This is a genomic window from Adhaeretor mobilis (assembly GCF_007741515.1).
GTDB lineage: Bacteria > Planctomycetota > Planctomycetia > Pirellulales > Lacipirellulaceae > Adhaeretor > Adhaeretor mobilis.
The window spans coordinates 941,269-960,613 of the sequence record NZ_CP036263.1; the positions used below are offsets into that span (position 1 = coordinate 941,269).

Consider the following 19,345-nt stretch of genomic DNA (forward strand, 5'->3'; position numbering starts at 1 on the left):
TACGACGGGTCGCAACGCAATGCTTTGCGAACTAGAATGAACGCACGCGAGTCACTCCCTATCCTTTGTGAAAGCCAACGATGTATGCCGTGTTATTTGATATCGATGGAACGCTCATACTCACCGGCGGCTCGGGACAGGTGGCCTTTTCTCGCACGTTTGCAGAGGATTTCGGGCTAGCAGAGATCTCACGTGATGTGCCCTTCGCTGGCCGCAGCGATCGGGCGATTGCACTCGATTTGATGCAGCACGGCGGTATTGAACCTTCAGATGCGAACTGGCGTAAGTTCCAAACCGGCTATCTGAGTCGGCTGCCAAGCACACTTGAAGAGCTCAACGGTCGCGTGCTGCCAGGTGTTTTCGAGTTGCTTGATCGCCTTACCGACATTCCTGACGTGGCCCTTGGGCTGCTCACGGGCAATATGCAGCGCGGCGCGCAGGAGAAACTCACTTACTATAACCTGTGGGATCGCTTTGCCTTCGGTGGCTATGGCGACACTGCGACCGACCGCGCTCACATCGCCGCCCAAGCAGCGGCACAAGCTACGCAGCATTCCCAGGAAAATGGCAAAGGGCAACTGTGTGGCACGATGGTTCTCGGCGACACCATACACGATGTGCGTTGCGGAAAATCGATCGGCGCATTGACCGTTGCCATTCCAACCGGCAACGCGGACGCTGCTGAACTTCGCACCTCAGAGCCTGATCTACTGATCGACGATCTCACCCAGACCGACCCACTATTGCAAGCGATCACCGCCGCCTTGAACGAATTCCGCGCTACTGCCTAGCTGATACTTTCAAAGATTAGCCACAAAGGCCCCGAAGACTGCGACCTTGAAGAGTTCATTCTTTTCACCTTAGTGCGCTTTGTGCCTTGTGTGGTAAACACAATAACCGTTGTTGCGATTCTCTGCTTTGCGGATGAGTCTGAAGCCAACCTGAAAGCCAACCCACTTGGAAGCTGAAGCAACTAATTCTCCGACCACAAACTTGCGCCAGTGGAGCTTTGCCCAGCGGCACGGATTGCTTCTCGTCGCAATTTCGCCGGTGGTGGCGAACCTCATCGGTAGCGTGTTTAACATTTGGTACAACAAGGAGCAGATCCGCCCCGAGCTCTCCCCCGCCCAGGTCGAGCGCTTTCAAGCATGTTGGCAGGTATTCAACCTCGTCATCTACCCGCTTGCCGTTGCCTGCTGGGTGGCACCAATTCTTTGGCTGCGTGGCGTGCATCGAAAGCTGCTAGCGGGTAAGGAAACCGACCCCGAGCTATTAGTGCGTGCCCAACGCACCGTAGTGAACTTGCCGTGGTGGATCCTCGCGGTCGCCGGCGTGAGCTGGCTTGTGTGCATTCCAGTCTTTCCAGCAGCCTTAGCGAGCCTGCCGGAGCCGCTTTCACGAACCGTTGTTTGGCACCTAGTCATTTCGTTTTTCTCCGGCGGTATGATTGCCGTAACGCACAGTTTTTTTGCCGTAGAACTCGTGAGTATGAGCTCGCTGTATCCCGTGCTCTTCCGACGGCAAAACCCAGCCGAAGTTCCTGGAGCGACTCCTATGACCATGACCACGCGCGGGCTCATGTGGGCCCTCTCGGCCGTTGTCAGCCCCATCGTTACGCTCGTCCTACTACTTATCACCCCGCAAGCCACTACGGAAACGCCCTACTTCGGAGTCGCGGTTGGCGGGGTAGCGATTCTATTCGGGTTGGCGACCGTGTGGATGATCAAAGACCTAGTCAACTTGCCCTTGAAGCGGCTAGAGAAGGCTGCCATCCGAATCTCCAAGGGCGATCTTGACACACGGATCAACCTCAGACGCGCTGACGAGTTCGGCACCGTGATTGCAAGTTTCAACGACATGGTCCAGGGGCTACGCGAGCGCGAACGCATCCAACAAACCTTTGGTCGCCACGTGGGACAAGCGGCTGCGGAGCAGATCCTCTCTCAAGGCGATGGTCTGAGCGGTGCTGAGCAAATGATTTCCGTCATGTTCGTAGACGTGCGAAACTTTACCGAACATTCATCCAAGCATTCGCCCGAGGAAGTGGTCGAGGCGTTGAACCTTTTCTTCACTATGGGAGTCGAAACTGTCGAGTTGCACGGCGGTATGGTCAACAAGTTTCTCGGCGATGGCTTCATGGCGTTGTTCGGTATCGGCAGCGTCACTGAAGGAGACACAAGCGGCGCGGAGCAAGCCGTTAAGGCTGGTTGTGCATTACTAGAGTGTGTTGCCGGCTCGTGCGATGAGCTCGCAGCAGCCGGCTGGCCTGGACTGGCAATCGGCGTGGGCATCAACACGGGGCCAGCGGTCGTGGGAAGCATCGGCTCGCCGCAGCGACAGGAGTACACTGCCATTGGCGATACGGTGAACGTGGCAGCACGGGTCGAGTCGCTTACCAAGCAAGTTGGCAGGTCGCTACTCGTGACCGAAGCCACGCGAAAGCAATTGCCAGAAGAGCTACCGCTGGAACTCTTGCCCCCACAAAAAGTGAAAGGCAAAGGAGAGGCGCTTCGAATCTACGCGCTTCGCAACGTATGAGCACTCGCACGAAGTAGCAAGAAGTTCCCTACTTGCAAAAACTACGTGTCGCCAGGGGCACTTCGGTCGCCCACGCTTGCGGCACGCTTTGAGGTTAAACCGAATTGCCTTTGAGGTTCGTGGAGAACGTTCCTCGCACATTTCACCGCGCTGCTTGCACCGTGATGTTGTTGTTTCGCTACAGTAAACTCAGAAATGTTCTAATCAAACGGTTTCCAGCGAGTTGCACTAGGAGCCGAGCTGGGTTTTGATTCCGTCGGAGATTCGCGCAACGGATTCACAATCGTCGTTGACGTAGAGTTTGCCATCGGCTTGCCGGGTGACCAGCGAGCGATACGACGATCCTTCGTCGAAGCATATCCGCCCGGTTCGGGATTGGTTCTCGCGGCTTTCGAGTTACGCCATTGCGAGGTGGAAGTTTCACCGTTGTCGATCGGTTCGCTCGCGAATGCCTGCACGACATTTCCATCATACTGGATTCCCTCGTACTGACCTTCGACATCAGTGGGAACTTCATGCTCCGCAAGTTCAAACAACTGATTGTCTTGCGCGGCGAATTCCTGTCGAGATGCTCCGTCGTCTGCGAAAAGTTCGGATTCCACTTCGGCAAGGGTAGCCAGTTCGGGCTGTCTAAATGGCAACTTCGTGAGAAGTTTGCTGCCATCTTCGCGGACTAATCGAACCCACAGTTCTAGTGGTTCGGAGGGAAGCTGGCCGCGAGAGATCGGCAACTCCAAATGCAAGCCGTCTCCCAGCGAAGTCGATTGCCAAGCGGCAGCGGCCTCGTCTGCGGTGAAGTCCCAGCGTTGGAATCGCTGTTGCTCGCCCGAGGGTGAGTTCTCAGCCGCGGTGAGTACCATCACAGATAGCTCACCTACCGCATCGACTGGCTCGTTCACGTCGGTTAGCGCTTCGACCACTACGAGCAGCCCTTCTGCGTTGGCTTCGAGTTCCTCTCCCGGTCCCCGCAACAAACGGCGAACTTTCAGATGATCAGCTACCAGCCGTTGCGGTTCTTCTTGGTTATCCATGGGGGACTGGTATTGCTCAGTTCTCTCAGCGTCAGCCCGGACAACAAATTGAGCTCGCTCAGTCTCTGGCTCGCCGGTTTCTCCGTCCAGTGTCTCCTCTGCCGACGCATAGTTTGCCGGATCAGGGATCAGCAGCCGATTGCCTCCACCCCGAGTAGTAGTGGCAACTCTTTGTGAGCGAGTCGCCTGTGTAGACGAGGTGGGCTCAATCTCGAAGTCGGGCACTTCCATCTCTTCCGGAATGATCGGCTGAGGTTCGATGGGCTCGGGCTCGATCGAACCACGTTCAATGGGCTCTGGCGTCGGGATCGCCTCTTCCGGTACAGACTCCGCTGGTGTTGGCTCTGGCAAATCATTGTCGTCGATGTGCATCGGCGTATCGTCAGCCAATTCCGGCTCGGCGAGTGGCGGTCGCGATCCTTTGGTTGGAGTCGGACTGTCACTTGGAGTTGATTGGCTGGAGAAAGCAGGATCACTCGTAAATGCCGGCGCCGACGACGCTGCATGTTGAGGATTATTGCAGCGGCAATCACGAAGTTTTTCGGAATACTCCAGTAGGTAATCTTCGAGTTCGTAGATGTAATCTTCTTGCTCACGCGAATGGCGCTCGAGAACGTCCACTTGCGCATTGTCCACGCTTCGGCACCCGCTTGCCGACAATGACAAAGCGCCAATGGAGAGGGCTCCAACGCAGGCAATGGCTTGCTGGAACAGGGTTTGCCGAGGGAGTTTCGATTGATTCATAACGCTATTTCTCACGGAATACTTACCAGGTGCGCAGGGCTCCCTGCATTTACCATTCGTTTTTCCATGGGGAGAAATAGAAAATGCCCCGATACGCGTCAATCGCGATCAGGGCATTTGTCGTTCGGGTTCAAGTGCTAGCTGCCGCCTGCGGCTTAGCAGCGCTGTCAAGCGGCATCAGGCTTCCATGTGCTCAACCACCTTATCAATGATCCGATACTCGAGCGCTTCTTCAGAAGACATGAAGTGATCGCGGTCCGTGTCGGCCTCAATTTGCTCCATGGTTTGGCCGGTGTGCTCCATAATAATCCGGTTGAGCTTTTCTTTAGTCTTCTTGTACTCAGTCGCGTGAATCATGATGTCTTCAGCCGTGCCCTGCATACCAGCAGAGGGTTGGTGAATCATGATGCGTGAGTTCGGCAACGCGTGCCGTTTACCGGCGGCTCCGGCTGCTAGCAGTACGGCCCCCATCGAGGCGGCCTGCCCCAGGCAGTACGTGGCAACGTCGCAAGTGACGAATTGCATAGTGTCATAGATCGCCATGCCAGCGGTCACACTGCCGCCGGGCGAATTGATGTACAGGTGGATGTCCGCTTTCGGGTCGTCCGACTGTAGGAACAGCAGTTGGGCAACCAGGCTGTTGGCCACATCGTCGTTTACGCCAGAACCCATCAGGATGATGCGATCCTTGAGCAACCGGCTGTAAATGTCCATCGCCCGCTCTTCGCGGCCGGACTTTTCAATAACGTAAGGAATCAGATTCATAACCAAATCAATCCATTGAGTCTGTTGTATTGCAAATGAAGGGTCGCGCCAGTGAGCGACCGATGGTTTTGTCGCTTAGTCGTCTTCTTCGCTAGGAGCTCCCGGCGGCTTCGTGAGAATGTCGTCCACGATCCCAAAATCGACCGCTTCTTGAGCAGTCAGATAGTGGTCGCGATCGCAGGCCGCTTGAATCTCATCAGCCGTCTTGCCGGTGTGTCCGGCTAGAATTTCGTTGAGCGCTTGCCGCGTCTTGAGGATCTCGTTCGCCTGAATCTCGATGTCTGAGACTTGCCCACCCACGCCGCCATGAGGCTGGTGAATCATGACTTTAGAGTTCTTAAGGGCGAATCGCTTGCCCTTTTCGCCACCGGCAAGCAGCACCGATCCGCCGCTGGCTGCGAGACCAACACAATAGGTCGATACCGGTGGGGAGATCATCTGCATGGTGTCGTAAATCGCCAAGGTCGATGTGACACTACCGCCGGGTGAGTTGATGTAGAAGTGGATGTCCTTGCGGCGGTTTTCGCTCTGCAAGTACAGCAGTTTCATGACCAGTTCGTTGGCATTGCCATCGTAGATCTCGCCCTGGAGGAAGATCACGCGATTCTCCAGCAGCAAATCGCCAAGCGTCATCTGACGTTGGCGCTGCATGTCTCGCGAAGCTGCGGCAAGCTGAAGGTCCCGGTGGGGAAGATAGTCCTGGGGAGCGGCATCGGGAGTGCCAGAGAGGCCTTGATAGTCCATCATTCTCAATCCTTTGTTTTTTGCTTAGCGGCACAAGCCAACTTACTTGATGCCGAATAATTCCTGGGCCGAATGTCTTGTGGCCTAATGGTTTTATGGACACAGCGTTTCGTCAACACGGTGCGACGGAGTCGAATGAGCGTCGATTAGGCCTCAGCCTCACCCTGCTCTTCGTCTTCTCCGGTCGCATCAGGGATGCTCGCGACGCCTTCGCCACCGCCGGCAGCCATATGGATTGCCTCAGTATCGTCCTTGGCGGGCTCGAAGGGCTCGTCCGTGAACTTAGCTTCTTCTTGAACCTTCTCCAGCACTTTGCGTTCGACAATCTGGTTCTGCAGTACGTCCATGAGACCGCGTTTTTCAATCTGGGCACGCACGCGACGGGGCGATTCGCCGCTTTGCATGGCGATCAGGAAGATTTCCTTGTCAAAATCACCCTGCTCCGCCTCGATATTCTCCTCTTCAGCAATTCGCTCCAGAATGAAGTGCTCCTTGAGGGCACCGGCTGTGGATTTGGCACTGTTCTGGCGGAGCATGTTCTCGCGAGCGCGAATCTCTGCCTCGCCGAAACCGGCACGGCGAAGTTCCATGGTGGCTCGTTCGACTTCGCGAACCGACTGGCGTTTGAGCAGCGCTGGCGGTAGTTCCCAATCAGCCTGCTTAGTGAGTTCTGCGGTGATTTGGGCTCGCGACCTTTGCTGTTGCTCGTACTCCAGTTGGCGCTCAAGGTTCGCTCGGATCGCTTCAACGAATTTCTCTTCCGACTCGAAGTTGCCGATTTCGGCGAGGAAATCCTCTGTGAGCTCAGGCAGTTTGATCTTCTTAACTTCGAGGACCGTAAATTCGAGCTCGACTTCTTTGCTGCGAAGCGCTTCGTTAGGAGCGTCGCCGCCGAGGGTGACTTTAGCGGTTTTCTTGTCGCCTTCTTTGGCACCGGTCATCAACTTGTCAAAGCCTTCAAGCTTTGTGTCGCGGAAGCTCAGTGTGGGCAGCACGCGAACCACGCGATCTTCCACCTTCGCAACTTGTTCACCATCGTGACGGGCAACGATGTCGAGCGTAACGTGGTCCCCTTCGCTAGCCGGCCCATCGTGCGGGGCCAGCTTGCCATAGCGAGCGAGCATCTGCACTTTTTGGCGTTCGATGTCTTCGTCGGTGAATTCACGCATCGGCCTGACAATTTTCAGGCCCTTCCACTTCGGCAGGTCGAATTCGGGGCGCACCTCGATGTCGAACTCGAAGGTCATTGGCCCTTCGTCGGGTACCTCTACGGCATCGAGATTCAACTCGGGCTCGCTAATAGCCGTGAACTCTTGTTCTTCGCTGATCTGGCCGAGGCTGTCCATCAGCAGCGAGCCCTTGATCTGATCACCCACTTCGGTTTTGAAGCGGTTCTCCACAAGCTTGCGCGGAGCGCGGCCGATACGAAAGCCGGGCACCGAGGCGCTGGCCATCATCTCGCCATAGGCATCGTCGAGATAGCGATCGATATCCTCGCGCGAGATAGTCACAGTGACGTGACGTTCGCACGCACTCGGGCTAGTGACCTCGACTTCGAGGTTCAACTTTTCAGGAGCCTCTTCGACCGCGACGGCATCTTCAGCGGTGGCTTCGTCTGTACTCATGGCAGATTCTTTGTCTCTGTAGTATTGGTTTGAATTTTCACGCGGCGGTGACGGGTCCAGGCAAAGAGAGGTCGGTTAGTCTGGCTTGCGTAGGCCTTAATTGCCTACTTCCCAAGCTGCCCGCCCCTCAACAGACCATCCTTGAACTGCCCACCCCTAAAATTTTAGAGCCCAACACCCTCTGACAAGAAAGCGTGGGCCCCTGGCACGACTCTTACTAGTTCTCAATCGGGAGGCGATGTCCATTTTACGAAATCACCAAACTGAGAGCGGGTGATGGGGATCGAACCCACGACAATCACGTTGGCAACGTGATGCTCTACCACTGAGCTACACCCGCAGCATCTCATCCCCGCCTAGCTCTGGCGAGCCCCGACGGTCCCCGAATTATATGTAGCCCCCCTGCCCATGCAAGGGGGAAGCAGTGCCAGAGAGGAAGGCGGAGGGCGGAAACCCCCAGGGAAGCTCTGCACAGGGATTCAGTCCCCGGATCGACCGAAAGTCTACGCTGGAAATCCCAGCCCTTAACGCCCGTCCTTGCTGCCCACGATCCACCCGCTTGCCGATTTCGCCGTCTGTGACGTCCCACAGCCTAGAATAAAAACATCTCGCCCATTGCTTGAGCCACTTCTTGAGGGCTAGCAAGCAGTCGTGCCATACATACGGCTACCAGAGCCGTCGCAATGAGAAATAGCCCCAGTGACCGAGGGTTGGGTCTCACGGGCAGTTCGTCGAGTTGGTTGTGCATTTCTGCAGAGAGCGCTCGCCAGCCTTCCAGTTTTTGTCTTGCGCCGCTGGAAACGATCGACACGTGGCGCATCAGGTCGAAACTCTCCAGGTGTGCTTGCACACCGAGTGTAGGTAGCGCCAGGCTATCGCCAGCCCAGCGAGCTTGCGGGTCGACCTTGCGAGCTGCTTCGGAGAGTACCGGTCGCAGTTCGTCTATGCTCGCGTTATAGACCACCATCCTCGGTCTGGTGAGCAGGACCGCCAGCCATACCCAAAGCCAGTAAAACAGCAGTAGGAACAACCAAACGTAACGGCCGAATTCAATACGTGTGGCTTCAGGTCGGAACAGTTCTATCGGCCCGATAAGCACCAATCCAGAGAGTGCCGCACCGAGCGCCGCCAAATCGCACCCGCCGGTAGTCAAGAAAGGTCGTCGTCGCGCATTGACCACGCCAATCAGCAGGCAATACACCGCGATCGGCAGCAAAGCGATGGCAAGACGTAGCGGGTCGGGGATCATAATGAGCAGGTCATATAGTGGAAGCTCAGCGAAAAAGCAGTGCTCTATGGTAAGTAGTCCACTGCAAGAATGCCATTGGCTTGCACCGCCTTAAGGGGATCTGTTAGCCGTCAGCCTTGGCCGCCGTGAAGTTTGAACCTTGGGTGAGGCTCAGTCCTCACTCACCTGCTTGTCCAAGTGCTCTTTCAGCGAATCAGCCAGCTCATCGATCCGCTTTTCATGCTCCCGTTGCCGGTTAGCCATCATGTCAGCGAATCCGAGGTAGAAAATCAACCCGGTAGCTACGACCATACAGGCCGAGTAGATCGCAATCGGCCAGGGGCGGCGGGGGATTTGCTCGAACATGACCATTGCCAGGCCCACGACCCCAATCAGCGCGCTCCCCTGACTCCGTCGATTGAGCTGCCGAGCGTGGAATTCTTCCCGCTGCGGCCCTGCATCGCGCCAGGCTTGCCAGTGAGCTGCCAGCAAACCGGCCGAGAGGGCGAGCAGTCCATAGCCAAAGAGAGTGGCACCGCTGATGGCAAGTAGCGGGAGACCCAGCAGCGTTATCGTGAGGAGACTCATGGCCGTAGCTTGCTCCGCAGCCATTCTTGTAGCACCCAGCCCACTTTGCCGAGCGATTCGGCTGAGCAATTCTCCGGCACGTCGGCCGTGGTGTGCCAGTAGCCGTTGCGAGCGTTGGGATACTCAAAGTCGATAATGTCGATTACCGGAATCTCCGCGATCTTGTTCAGCGGCACATGATCGTCTAGCACCGGCGGGCGGCCTACCTTGTGTATGAATTCGCGCACACGAAGCTGCTTGGCAACGCCCCAAATCTCTTGCACGATCGGTCGTGTGGCTGCCCAAGTACTGCTGTGCATTTCCTGAGCGATCCCCAGCTTCTTGTCGGCAACCATATCGACCAGCACGCCAAAAGCGTAGCGATAGGAAGGCGGGTGATCGCGATACTGCTGCGCAAAGTATGTGCTCCCGTAGAAATACTCATCGATGCGTTCGTCATAGATGTATTCCTCGCCATCGAAAAATACGAAGTCGATGCCCAAGGTAGTCTGCGTTGGCAGGCGTCGTCCCAGTTCCATGAGCAATGCGACGCCGCTCGCCCCATCATTGGCCCCTAAGAAAACGCCATTCTGTCGTTGCCACGGATCGGGGTCGCGATCAGGTAGCGGGCGCGTATCGTAGTGGGCGCACAGCAAGACTCGCTGTTGTGCTTCTGGATGGAACTGTACGATCAGGTTTGCCATCGGCTGCGGCAGCCCAGTTGCCGGATTTCGCCCGGCTCGCAGCTCTTGCAGTGAAACTTTCGCACCGAGTTGCGTGAAGTGCTGGGTGAGCATTTCCTGCTGAGCAGTCATCCCAGGTGAATCACTGGTACGTGAGCCCAGCTTGCAGATTGCTAGCAGGTGCTCGTAAGCAGCCTGGCCGTCGAAGCGTTGCTCTTTCGGCAAAGGTTTTCCGATCTTGAGTGTCGGCCTTCGCTGAGCAGCGATTGCTTTTGTGGGCGTGCTCGGATCGCCAATCGGTGGCGGGTTGTATTGCCCAAACGGGAAAAAGTAGCATGCTGCCACTGCTAGCAGCACGGCCAGCGCCGTTCCGAATATTGTGACGGTCTTAGATTGCGGCGGATTCATTGCAGAGGCGCTCATCCCTCGATTGTAGCCGCTCGCGGCTTAGCTGCCATCGCCTGAGAAGTCAGTACCCTGGGATCATGACTCCAAGCTCACACGCGTTTCAGCTAAGTCACAAGCGGCCATGTCCTTACCTATTCTGCCTTGCTGGCGAGCCCGGGCCCTACTACTATCCGCCGTCCGAGCGATTCCCGCTTGATACCCACCGTACACTCAGGGCACCATTTTCGCGCAAGGATACTCCGATGCCTGAACAAGCCAGCTTCAGTTTACCCAGTTCTAGCTCACCCAGTCCAAGTGATTCCGTTTCCTTCGTTTCAGCCGTGCTCGATCTGCATCGCGATACGGTTGCCGGTTGGCACGAACGCGAGCCAGATAACCCCTACGAAGGCCTACTGGCCACCATATGCCACCAGCATCAGTTCAACTTTCTGTTGTGGCACGAGGAAGACGTTGCACGCAGTCACGATGTTACCGATGCGCGTATCGCCATGGTGAAGCGTGCCATCGATGGCTACAACCAGAACCGCAACGACTGGATCGAGCGCATCGACGAGGCAATTATCGAGTCGCTTGGCGAGGCAGGCGTGTCGCCACAAAACGACGCTGGATTGAATACCGAAACCCCTGGCAGCGCCATCGACCGGCTTTCGATCATGTCGCTGCGAATCTTCCACTTGGAAGAACAACTTGACCGCGACGACGTGGACCAAGCGCATCGCGAAAAGGTCACCGAGCGAATCGATCGCTGCCGCTTGCAACTGGCCGATCTCTCGAATTCCTTGTCAGAATTGTTGGCTGATCTCTTCGCCGGTGAAAAGCTACTGAAAGTGTATCGCCAGATGAAAATGTACAACGATGCCACTTTGAATCCGTATCTTTATAATAAGGCGGCGTAGCGCAAGGCAACAATTTAGTCACCCAGTTCGTCGGCATCGCCCCGTTGCCGTGAGGTCAAGCTCGCGCGGAATCGTGACGACGCAGGCTAATACAACAATCTCTACTCCACGCGAAATTCTCATGCCCACGACCACCAAGAGTACAACACGCCGGCAGCGGCTTTCTACGAGTTCGAAGAAGCCTATTACTCGTCGTGTGCTGCAAGTGATTACCCCATCGCACATGTCAGGTGCTGAGATGCAGCTCGCGCGGCTCACCAAGCAAATGACCGCGCGGGGGCACGTGATGCCGGTGCTAGTGAAGCACGGCTCACCAGCTATCCCTGAGATGCGCCATCAGGAGCTCGATGTCGACGTCGCCCGTATCGGCGGCAAAGTGAACATCGCGGCGCCGGCATTGATTGCTCGTGCAGCAAAACGCCACAACGCGGATATCGTGCAATCGACACTTTCCTCGGCCAGTTGGTGGTGCGGCTGGATGGAATCATTCGGCGGCCCCAAGTCGATTGGCCACGTGCAGGGTTTTACGTCCGCCAATTGGCACTCGCGGCAGACGCATCTGCTGTGCGTGTCTAACGCGATAAAACAGCACATGGTGGATCAGGGAATCGAGGAAGAAAAAATCACGGTGCTCTTAAATGCATTGGGGCAAGAGGAGTTCCTCCCCACACGCGATTCGCTGGACGTACGCCAAGAATTTGGCGCTGATGCGTCTACACCGGTTGTTGGCACGTTCGGGCATCTGTCCGTGAAGAAGGGTTATCGCGAATTATTCGACGCGATTCCCCGCATCTTGCACCTATTTCCCACGACCCAGTTTTGGGTCATGGGCACAGGAAAGCTACACGATGAATTGGAGCAAAAGGCCTCAGCAGAGGGGTTTCTCAAGAACGTACGTTTCAATGGTTTTCGTCGTGACACGGCCGACCTGATGAACGCAATCGACGTGATGGCCTTGCCCTCGCATCGCGAGCCGTGCGCACTGGTTTACATCGAGGCAGCCCTCAGCGCCCGTCCTATCGTCGGCTGCAAAGCGGGCGGGGCTCCTGAATCGATCGCCGACGGCGAAACAGGCCTGCTGGTTCCCGTGGGCGATGGCCCGGCCGTTGCAGAGGCGATTATTACACTGCTAGACAATCGCGACTTTGCCCGTCGCATGGGTGAAGCTGGTCGCCAGCGTGCCCAGGAGGTGTTCTCCTGGCGTCGTTTCACAGAAACGCTCGAAGGTGTATATGAGCGTGTGCTTGATAGCTAGATCGCTCAAATAGTAGCGACACGGTGCTAACCACAATGCTGCAACGTTCGTTGCGAGAGCAACTCTTCAGTTGCCGCGAATACATCGTCAACCGAAATCGCCCGCATCGCGGTATTCTCAGCACTCCGTCGCTCTTTAGCTGAGCCATCCTGATAGTAAGCCTGTACGCGACGGTTCTTTGCGCCGTACGCGCCACACCATTCGGCTCGGCTGGTTCCATGCACGCTAACCGCCGGCGTGTCGTGCGCGACGGCCAAGTGCATGGGCCCGGTGTCGCTACCAACGAATAGCCGCGCTCTTCGCAGCAGGGCGCCAAGTTCCCTTAGGGATGTCGCGGGAGCCATGACAGCAGTGCCCGCACTCGTGCCCACTATCGTGTCGGCCATCGCTTGCTCTTTGCCTCCACCCCACACAGCCAATGATCGTAGTCCGAACGCCTGGTGGATTCTTTGGGCCAAGTCCCCATATCGCTCCGCAGGCCAGAGCTTCGAATCCCAACCGGCGCCCGGATTGAGTGCCACGAAATTCTGATCCTCAAGCTGCAACTGTTGGAGCGCTTCGCTAGCGAACTGGCCATCGGCCTCGCGTTCGGACAGGCCGAAGCGAACATCGGGTTGAGGGATACCTAAGGGGGCGAGAATGCCGAGATAGTGATCGACTACATGGCTCGCCTGCACCACGGTTAGCTCGTTGTTGAACCAACCGCTCAATTCACGAGCACTTGCCCCGCCGGCACCCAGACGGCGCTTGGCACCACTGAGCTTCGCGATGACGGCGCTTTTTGTGAGGCATTGCAAATCGACCGTTGTGTCGAATTGCAGTGCCCGCAACTCTCGTCGGACTTTGCGGATAGAGCGGAGCGATTTCCACCACCGTCGAGGCACGCGAATCAGATGGTCGATTGCCGAATGCCCTTCCAGGAGGTCCCCGCCGCCCCCTTCGACTACCCAGCCAAGCGTGGCGTTGGGAAAGGCATCTCGCAAGGCACAGGCCACCGGCGTTCCGTGGATCACATCGCCCACAGCCGTGAGGCGAACAATGAGAATCCTGGGGCGGTCATCGCTTGATTTAGAGCGTGACGCTGTCTCTGAAAGCGACATGGGCGCTGCTTTCTGCAGTCGTAGTTCGATATTCCGATGAAGCGACCACGATAGCAACTAGTAAAAAATCAGGCAATCGGAGAGCCGCTAGCGCCTTAGTCGCGACCCACAATGCGAGCCCTGATTTGCAAACCCAAATTCTGCTAACAATGATAGCACTGCACCTTTCTCACTCGTGATCTCACTCTCATGCTCTTAACCTCTTCCCCCTAACTCTCTCCCCTCGCCATGCATCAAGTTGCCGTATTCATAGGAACTCGCCCCGAAGCAATCAAGATGGCCCCTGTCGTGGCTACCTTGAATGCAGCGGAAGGAATTCAGCCCGTAGTGGTCAATGCCGGTCAGCATCGCGAAATGATTCGCCAGGTAATCGAACTATTCGGCATTCCCGTCGATGTCGATCTCGACGTGATGGTAAAGGATCAAACGCTCGCCGGCTTAACTTCGCGACTTGTCACTCGCATAGATGAAACCCTGTCCGAGATCAAACCTGATCTAGTGCTCGTGCAAGGCGATACAACTACGGTGCTCTGCGCGGCCTTGGCTAGCTTCTACAACAAGATCCCGATCGGCCATGTGGAAGCCGGCCTGCGTACAGGCAACATGCAGTCGCCATTCCCGGAAGAAGCCAACCGCCGACTGGTGAGCCCGCTGGCCGATCTGCATTTTGCCCCAACAGATACGGCCCGCGATGCGCTACTCGCCGAGCGCATTCCGGCCGAGCGCATTCTGGTCACCGGCAACACAGTCATCGACGCGTTACTCATGGAAGTAGCGAGGCAGGAGCAGCCCGAAGTTGCTGATTCGTTAGCGGCAGAACTCGCAGAAATTGTTGGCGAATCACTCATCGGGCGCGAGATGATTCTCATCACCGGGCACCGACGCGAGAACATTGGCGAAGGATTCTTACAAATCTGCCACGCGATTCGCGAGCTTGCCACGCGGAGGCCCGACGCGCTGCTCGTGTACCCAGTTCATCTGAACCCACGCGTAAAGGACGTGGTTCACAAGCAACTTGCCGATCTAGCGAACGTGCGGCTAATCGCCCCGCAACCTTATACGCAGTTCGTGGCGCTCGCCCGGGCAAGTCGCCTGATACTCACCGACTCTGGCGGCGTTCAGGAGGAAGCTCCCAGCTTGGGCAAGCCGGTGCTCGTCATGCGCGACACGACCGAACGCCCCGAAGGCGTAGAAGCCGGGGCTGTCCGGCTTGTCGGACCCAATGCAGATCGCATCGTGAGCGAAGCGATGACATTACTCACCGACGAGGCCACCCATCAAGCCATGGCTCGAACCGCCAATCCCTACGGCGATGGCCAAGCGGCTGAGCGCATTGTGCAGCGGGTGCGTGAATTCTTGCAATCATGAGCTGCTCAACTCTGTTCTCTTTGTTGCCTCCTGTTCAAAAAAGGAGATGCCTTTTCTGCCCCTTTATCTGGATTCTCTGTCCCTGGCTTCAGCTCTAAAGTCCCTGTAACCCTTACAAACCTGCTTGCAGCCCTTGCTGCGCTTGCACAACGCGTAATCCCGCAAAAGGTTGCGAATTGTCATCACGGACGAGTCCGCATACCATTTGATTGACAGCACCCCGGCTTTTGCTACCGTGATGATGGGGTAGAGGATATCGCAGAGAGGCGTTCCTGTTTTCGCGTTAAACCCTTGTGTTACCAAGGTTTACCGCGGGATATGCGGAGTCATCGGCGGTCTCAATCGCCGGGGGAACATCCGTTCCAGACGCCGGCAGCAATCCTCTCACGTCGCAAATGGTCCGCTAGTTGCTCAGAGTGAGAAGTGTAACCGTGTTGATTTGTCGCGTCCCATGCGGCAGGCGGTTAGGAAGCGGAATTTGAGAAGCTAGGAACCGAGAACTCATGAAGCAACTTCTTGCAATCGCCTGTGCTGGAGTCATTGTCAGTTATTTGATGACAATGTTAGTACGCTGGGCTGCACGCAAGTGGGGCTTTGTCGATAGTCCCGACGGTCATCATAAGTACCACGAGGGACACGTCGCCCTGGGGGGCGGGCTGGCCGTCTATCTTTCGGTCATCGTGACCTTGGTCGGTGCGTTCCTCTTCATCCCTGAGATTCGCGAGTACGCATCAAGCACCATGGGCTCGCTGGCACTGGCTGGCGGGTGGATGGTCATGCTGGGACTATACGACGACCGTTACGGCATGCCGGGCAAATACAAGTTGCTGGGGCAAATTTTGGGCGTACTCATGCTCATTACCTCTGGTCTGTTGATCCCGGAGTTCGTCGCATTTGGCTGGCGAGTGAAACTAGGCGTGTTGGCCGTTCCGTTCACCATGTTTTGGTTACTCGGCGCGATTAATTCGCTTAATTTGCTCGACGGCATCGACGGCTTGGCTTCCACGATCGGCATCATCCTTTGTATTGCGATTGCCACTATGGCAACCACCGTATCCAATCCCCTCCGAATGGACGTGGCGTTGATCGCGGTTGCAGTAGCAGCTGGCTTGATCGGATTTCTAAAATACAACTTCCCGCCCGCGACGATGTTCCTCGGCGATGCGGGCAGCATGCTTATCGGATTGGTTGTAGGCACGCTTTCGATCGAAGGAGCGATGAAGGGCACAGCGACAGTTGCCATGGCCGCCCCAATCGCACTTTGGGCGCTGCCCATGTTTGATTCCATGGCAGCCATTGTGCGGCGGAAAATGACCGGTCGCAGTATCTATGCCACCGATCGTGGTCATTTGCACCATCGACTAATGAGTCGATTCGGCACGAATAAAAAAGTGCTTGCTGTGGTCTCCGTTTGCTGCGGTGTTACTTGTGTTGGCGCAGTATTGAGCATGCTCATGCACAGCGATCTGCTCGCACTAGCAGGCGTTGCTATTGTTGTTTGCATTTTGATCCTCACTCAGGCGTTCGGCCATGTGGAATTCTTGATGCTCGCTACCCGCGCGAAATCCCTCGGTTATAAGCTGCTGACACCCGTGCGAATGAATAGTGCCCAGAGCGAGTCGTTTCGACTGCAAGGCACACGCGAATGGAACTTGCTGTGGGAATCAGTTACCGAATTCGCAGAAAAGATGCAGTTGGTTGAAGCGCGTCTTGACATTAACTTAGCAGCGGTGCAAGAAGGCTATCATGCCACTTGGCGCAGACCCACTAATTCCGAACGCCGCGAGCAGTGGCGTACTGAACTTCCTTTGTTTTCGGCTGGTCACTCGGTAGGCAAGTTTACGGTGGTGGGCGAAAGAAAAGAGGGCGATTCCTATTGCCGGACGATCGAACGTCTCGCAGAAATGCTGGAACCGCTGGAAAAAGAGATCACTTGCTTGCTAGAATCCCACATCCAGACAGCCGTGACCCCAGAGGTTGCGCTCGCCGTCGCGGGGTCGAGTTCGGCCGTCGGAGACGGCTAATGCGAAGTCTAGGAGTTGTGAATTCTACGAGATAAAAGGCTGAATGCTTTCGGGCGACCGGACCTTTTACTGCACGACAGACGCCACAAGCCAGACTGCAGTTGAGCTTCATTGCCTTGCTCCTGGTCTCCAGTCGGTGCGACGCTGAATCATTAGACGAGAGACTGTCGTGAGCAACGGCCCTACTTATTGAAATATTCTATGGAACCGTTCTCCGAACCCCGTCGACCCCTACGTTGTCTGCACTATCTCCCCGCAGTGGATGAGGAGCTGGGAGGAGTTGTTCGCGCAGTACTCGACGTCGTGTCCGCACTGGCCGAGGGTGGTCACGAGATTACGCTCCTGACGCATGATGCGAAGGACTGCCCGGAAAGTTGGAGCGATGCAACCCAAGGATCAACAGAAAGTGCCAGCCTGCCACAAGTCGTACCATTGGGTCCGTTGTCCGGTCCGTTGCAGCGTGCCAGCGCAAGTGATCTGCAAATAATTAGCGAGCACGTTCGAGCGAGCGACGTGGTTCACCTCCACACGCCCTGGACACCTAGCAATTTGCAATTGGGAAAGATGGCTACCCAGCTGAACAAGCCCTATGTGCTCACACTCCACGGAATGCTAGACGACTGGTGCTTTGCCAGGCGGAAATGGAAAAAGGCAATGTACCTTCGCATGGGAGGCACCCGCTTGCTCGAGCAGGCTGCCGTGATTCATTGCACGGCACAGGAAGAGCAACGACAGTCCCAAAAGCACGCACCTGCTGCGCGGTGGGGCGTCGTGCCCTGTTTGGTCGACACGTCGCAGTACCAATCGCTGCCGGGAGAAGCCGACGCCCGAGCGAATTTCCCCCAGCTCAGCGAACCAGGTTACAACCTGTTGTTCTTGAGTCGTATCGACGTGAAAAAAGGTGTGGAACGGCTCATCGACGCCGCTGCTTCCCTGACAGCAGACTTCCCCGATCTCAAAGTATGGATTGCGGGCCCCGGCGAGCCGGGTTATCTAGAACAATTGAAACAACGAGCACATCGGCTTGGAATTTCAGGAAATATCCACTTCGTGGGAATGGTTCGCGACCAACTGAAGTTATCCTTGTATCAAGCGGCAGACGTGTTTGTCCTGCCCACCAGCCAAGAGAATTTTGGTCTGGTGTCCGTCGAAGCGATGCTCTGCAACACACCCGTCATGACCACCTTCGGGGTCGACATTTGGAAGGAACTGGAAGGGGGTGGTGCCGTGATCACGGAAATCAACGCCGGGTCTGTTGCCGACTCGCTGCGAACTCTTTTGAAGAATGCCAGTGACGAAACTATCGATAACAATCAGCAATCTAGCCTTTTAAGCCGCGGGCAGCGAGGTCGCCAGCATGTTCTGGAGTGGCTCGATCCGAGGAGCGTCGTCAATCAAATGTTGGAACTTTACGAGCAGGCAATTCGATTCAAGTCCTCGGGAGCTAGTTAGTGGAGTCTGACGATCAACTGCTGACCAGGCCGATCGTAGTTGTCGGCGCACCCCGTTCTGGCACGACCCGTTTAGGCCAGCTCATCGCGGCGCATCCCTCCTTGCACGAAGTAGAAGAGCCACGGCTCACCTGGCGCTACGGGAACGACAGTAAATCGGATGCATTGCGTCCCGAGGATGCACGACCGGAGGTGATTGCACATATTCGCAAAAGTTTTGCGGAGCAGATTCGCAAATCGGGCAAGACGCGATTGCTGGAGAAAACGCCAAGTAATTCCCTTCGTTTAGGCTTTGTCCTGCGCGTGCTGCCTGACGCGAAGCTCGTTCACATCACCAGAAATGGTATCGATTCGTCGCTATCGATCCGCAGTTTTTGGCAGAATGCTTCGCAGGGCACCCAGCATGTCATGCCAGGTAAATGGAAGGCGCGACTAAGAGAAATCAAGCTGCGCCAAATCCCCTACTATGCCATGGAAGTCTTGCGGCGCTTAGCCCCCAGGCCTCTAACGAAGGTGGTCGGCAAGAATCTCTGGGGACCTCGACTTCCAGGACTGCGCGGCATGGTGGAAGAACTCGACTTACTAGAGGTCGCCGCCCAGCAGTGGAGGGCCTGCGTCGAGGCGGCCCGCGCTGATGGCCTTCAATTTGCCAAGGAGAGCTATAACGAGATCAAGCTGGAGGAGCTCAGCCTGGAGACGTTCTGTAGGGTGCTCGGATTCCTCGAACTTGAAGACGAGCATGCGGTGATCGAAAACTTCCAAAAAGTTATCGACCCCAAACTCGCCACAGCCCGGCGATCGGCAGCTACCGCGGAGGATTTGGTTCTGCTTCGAAAATGGATCGAGCCGACGATGCAGTGGCTCGATTACGACTGGCCTCGCTAGTTCGCTTGTCAATGACTTTGTCAGCTTGCAGTG

Annotated in this window: 16 protein-coding genes and 1 tRNA gene; 8 read left to right on the plus strand and 9 right to left on the minus strand. The window is 56.3% G+C overall.

Going from position 1 to position 19,345, the window contains the following annotated elements:
• Window positions 1-80 precede the first annotated feature (80 nt).
• Both HG15A2_RS03665 and HG15A2_RS03670 read left to right on the plus strand, forming a co-directional pair.
• Window positions 81-791 (plus strand): HAD family hydrolase, encoded by a 711-nt coding sequence (locus HG15A2_RS03665; RefSeq protein ID WP_145057948.1) that lies wholly within the window; start codon window positions 81-83, stop codon window positions 789-791.
• Window positions 792-957: 166 nt separating this feature from the next.
• Window positions 958-2,538: an adenylate/guanylate cyclase domain-containing protein gene (locus HG15A2_RS03670; protein ID WP_145057950.1), complete on the plus strand. Its 1,581-nt coding sequence runs from the start codon at window positions 958-960 to the stop codon at window positions 2,536-2,538.
• 200 nt (window positions 2,539-2,738) lie between these two features.
• Here HG15A2_RS03670 and HG15A2_RS03675 read toward each other — a convergent pair whose 3' ends face one another.
• From HG15A2_RS03675 to HG15A2_RS03710, 8 genes are all read right to left on the minus strand, one after another.
• Window positions 2,739-4,313, minus strand: coding sequence for a hypothetical protein (locus tag HG15A2_RS03675; RefSeq protein ID WP_145057952.1), 1,575 nt, complete (start codon window positions 4,311-4,313; stop codon window positions 2,739-2,741).
• Between the two features lie 177 nt (window positions 4,314-4,490).
• Window positions 4,491-5,078: an ATP-dependent Clp protease proteolytic subunit gene (locus tag HG15A2_RS03680; protein WP_145057954.1), complete on the minus strand. Its 588-nt coding sequence runs from the start codon at window positions 5,076-5,078 to the stop codon at window positions 4,491-4,493.
• Window positions 5,079-5,153: 75 nt separating this feature from the next.
• Entirely contained in the window at window positions 5,154-5,825 is a 672-nt protein-coding gene (locus HG15A2_RS03685; protein ID WP_449186546.1) for a ClpP family protease, read from the minus strand.
• Between the two features lie 143 nt (window positions 5,826-5,968).
• Complete coding sequence (gene tig, locus HG15A2_RS03690) at window positions 5,969-7,447, minus strand: trigger factor (RefSeq protein WP_145057958.1); 1,479 nt, start codon at window positions 7,445-7,447, stop codon at window positions 5,969-5,971.
• A 268-nt stretch (window positions 7,448-7,715) separates the two neighbouring features.
• Window positions 7,716-7,787: transfer RNA gene (locus HG15A2_RS03695), tRNA-Gly, on the minus strand.
• A 252-nt stretch (window positions 7,788-8,039) separates the two neighbouring features.
• The gene (locus HG15A2_RS03700; RefSeq protein ID WP_145057960.1) at window positions 8,040-8,696 is read right to left on the minus strand and encodes a hypothetical protein; all 657 of its coding nucleotides are present in this window, start codon (window positions 8,694-8,696) and stop codon (window positions 8,040-8,042) included.
• A gap of 150 nt (window positions 8,697-8,846) precedes the next feature.
• Window positions 8,847-9,263: a hypothetical protein gene (locus tag HG15A2_RS03705; RefSeq protein ID WP_145057962.1), complete on the minus strand. Its 417-nt coding sequence runs from the start codon at window positions 9,261-9,263 to the stop codon at window positions 8,847-8,849.
• Window positions 9,260-10,348: a M28 family peptidase gene (locus HG15A2_RS03710; protein ID WP_145057964.1), complete on the minus strand. Its 1,089-nt coding sequence runs from the start codon at window positions 10,346-10,348 to the stop codon at window positions 9,260-9,262. Before HG15A2_RS03710 ends, HG15A2_RS03705 begins: the two co-directional genes overlap by 4 nt.
• 227 nt (window positions 10,349-10,575) lie before the next feature.
• On the opposite strand from HG15A2_RS03710, the gene HG15A2_RS03715 reads away from it, so the two are divergent.
• A complete protein-coding gene (locus HG15A2_RS03715; protein ID WP_145057966.1) occupies window positions 10,576-11,229 on the plus strand; it encodes a DUF4254 domain-containing protein in 654 nt (217 codons plus the stop codon).
• 121 nt (window positions 11,230-11,350) lie between these two features.
• Complete coding sequence (locus tag HG15A2_RS03720; protein WP_145057968.1) at window positions 11,351-12,484, plus strand: glycosyltransferase family 4 protein; 1,134 nt, start codon at window positions 11,351-11,353, stop codon at window positions 12,482-12,484.
• Window positions 12,485-12,510: 26 nt separating this feature from the next.
• On the opposite strand, the gene HG15A2_RS03725 is transcribed toward HG15A2_RS03720, so the two are convergent.
• Window positions 12,511-13,584 (minus strand): glycosyltransferase family 9 protein, encoded by a 1,074-nt coding sequence (locus HG15A2_RS03725; protein WP_145057969.1) that lies wholly within the window; start codon window positions 13,582-13,584, stop codon window positions 12,511-12,513.
• A gap of 228 nt (window positions 13,585-13,812) precedes the next feature.
• Between HG15A2_RS03725 and wecB the strand changes: the two genes are divergently transcribed.
• The 4 genes from wecB to HG15A2_RS03745 all read left to right on the plus strand — a co-directional run bounded on the left by wecB (window position 13,813) and on the right by HG15A2_RS03745 (window position 19,312).
• Window positions 13,813-14,952, plus strand: a complete 1,140-nt coding sequence (gene wecB / locus HG15A2_RS03730) for a non-hydrolyzing UDP-N-acetylglucosamine 2-epimerase (RefSeq protein ID WP_145057972.1) — start codon at window positions 13,813-13,815, stop codon at window positions 14,950-14,952.
• Window positions 14,953-15,455: 503 nt separating this feature from the next.
• Window positions 15,456-16,976 (plus strand): MraY family glycosyltransferase, encoded by a 1,521-nt coding sequence (locus HG15A2_RS03735; RefSeq protein ID WP_145057974.1) that lies wholly within the window; start codon window positions 15,456-15,458, stop codon window positions 16,974-16,976.
• A 201-nt stretch (window positions 16,977-17,177) separates the two neighbouring features.
• Entirely contained in the window at window positions 17,178-18,428 is a 1,251-nt protein-coding gene (locus tag HG15A2_RS03740; RefSeq protein ID WP_145057976.1) for a glycosyltransferase, read from the plus strand.
• Window positions 18,428-19,312, plus strand: coding sequence for a sulfotransferase family protein (locus HG15A2_RS03745; RefSeq protein ID WP_145057977.1), 885 nt, complete (start codon window positions 18,428-18,430; stop codon window positions 19,310-19,312). Before HG15A2_RS03740 ends, HG15A2_RS03745 begins: the two co-directional genes overlap by 1 nt.
• Window positions 19,313-19,345 lie beyond the last annotated feature (33 nt).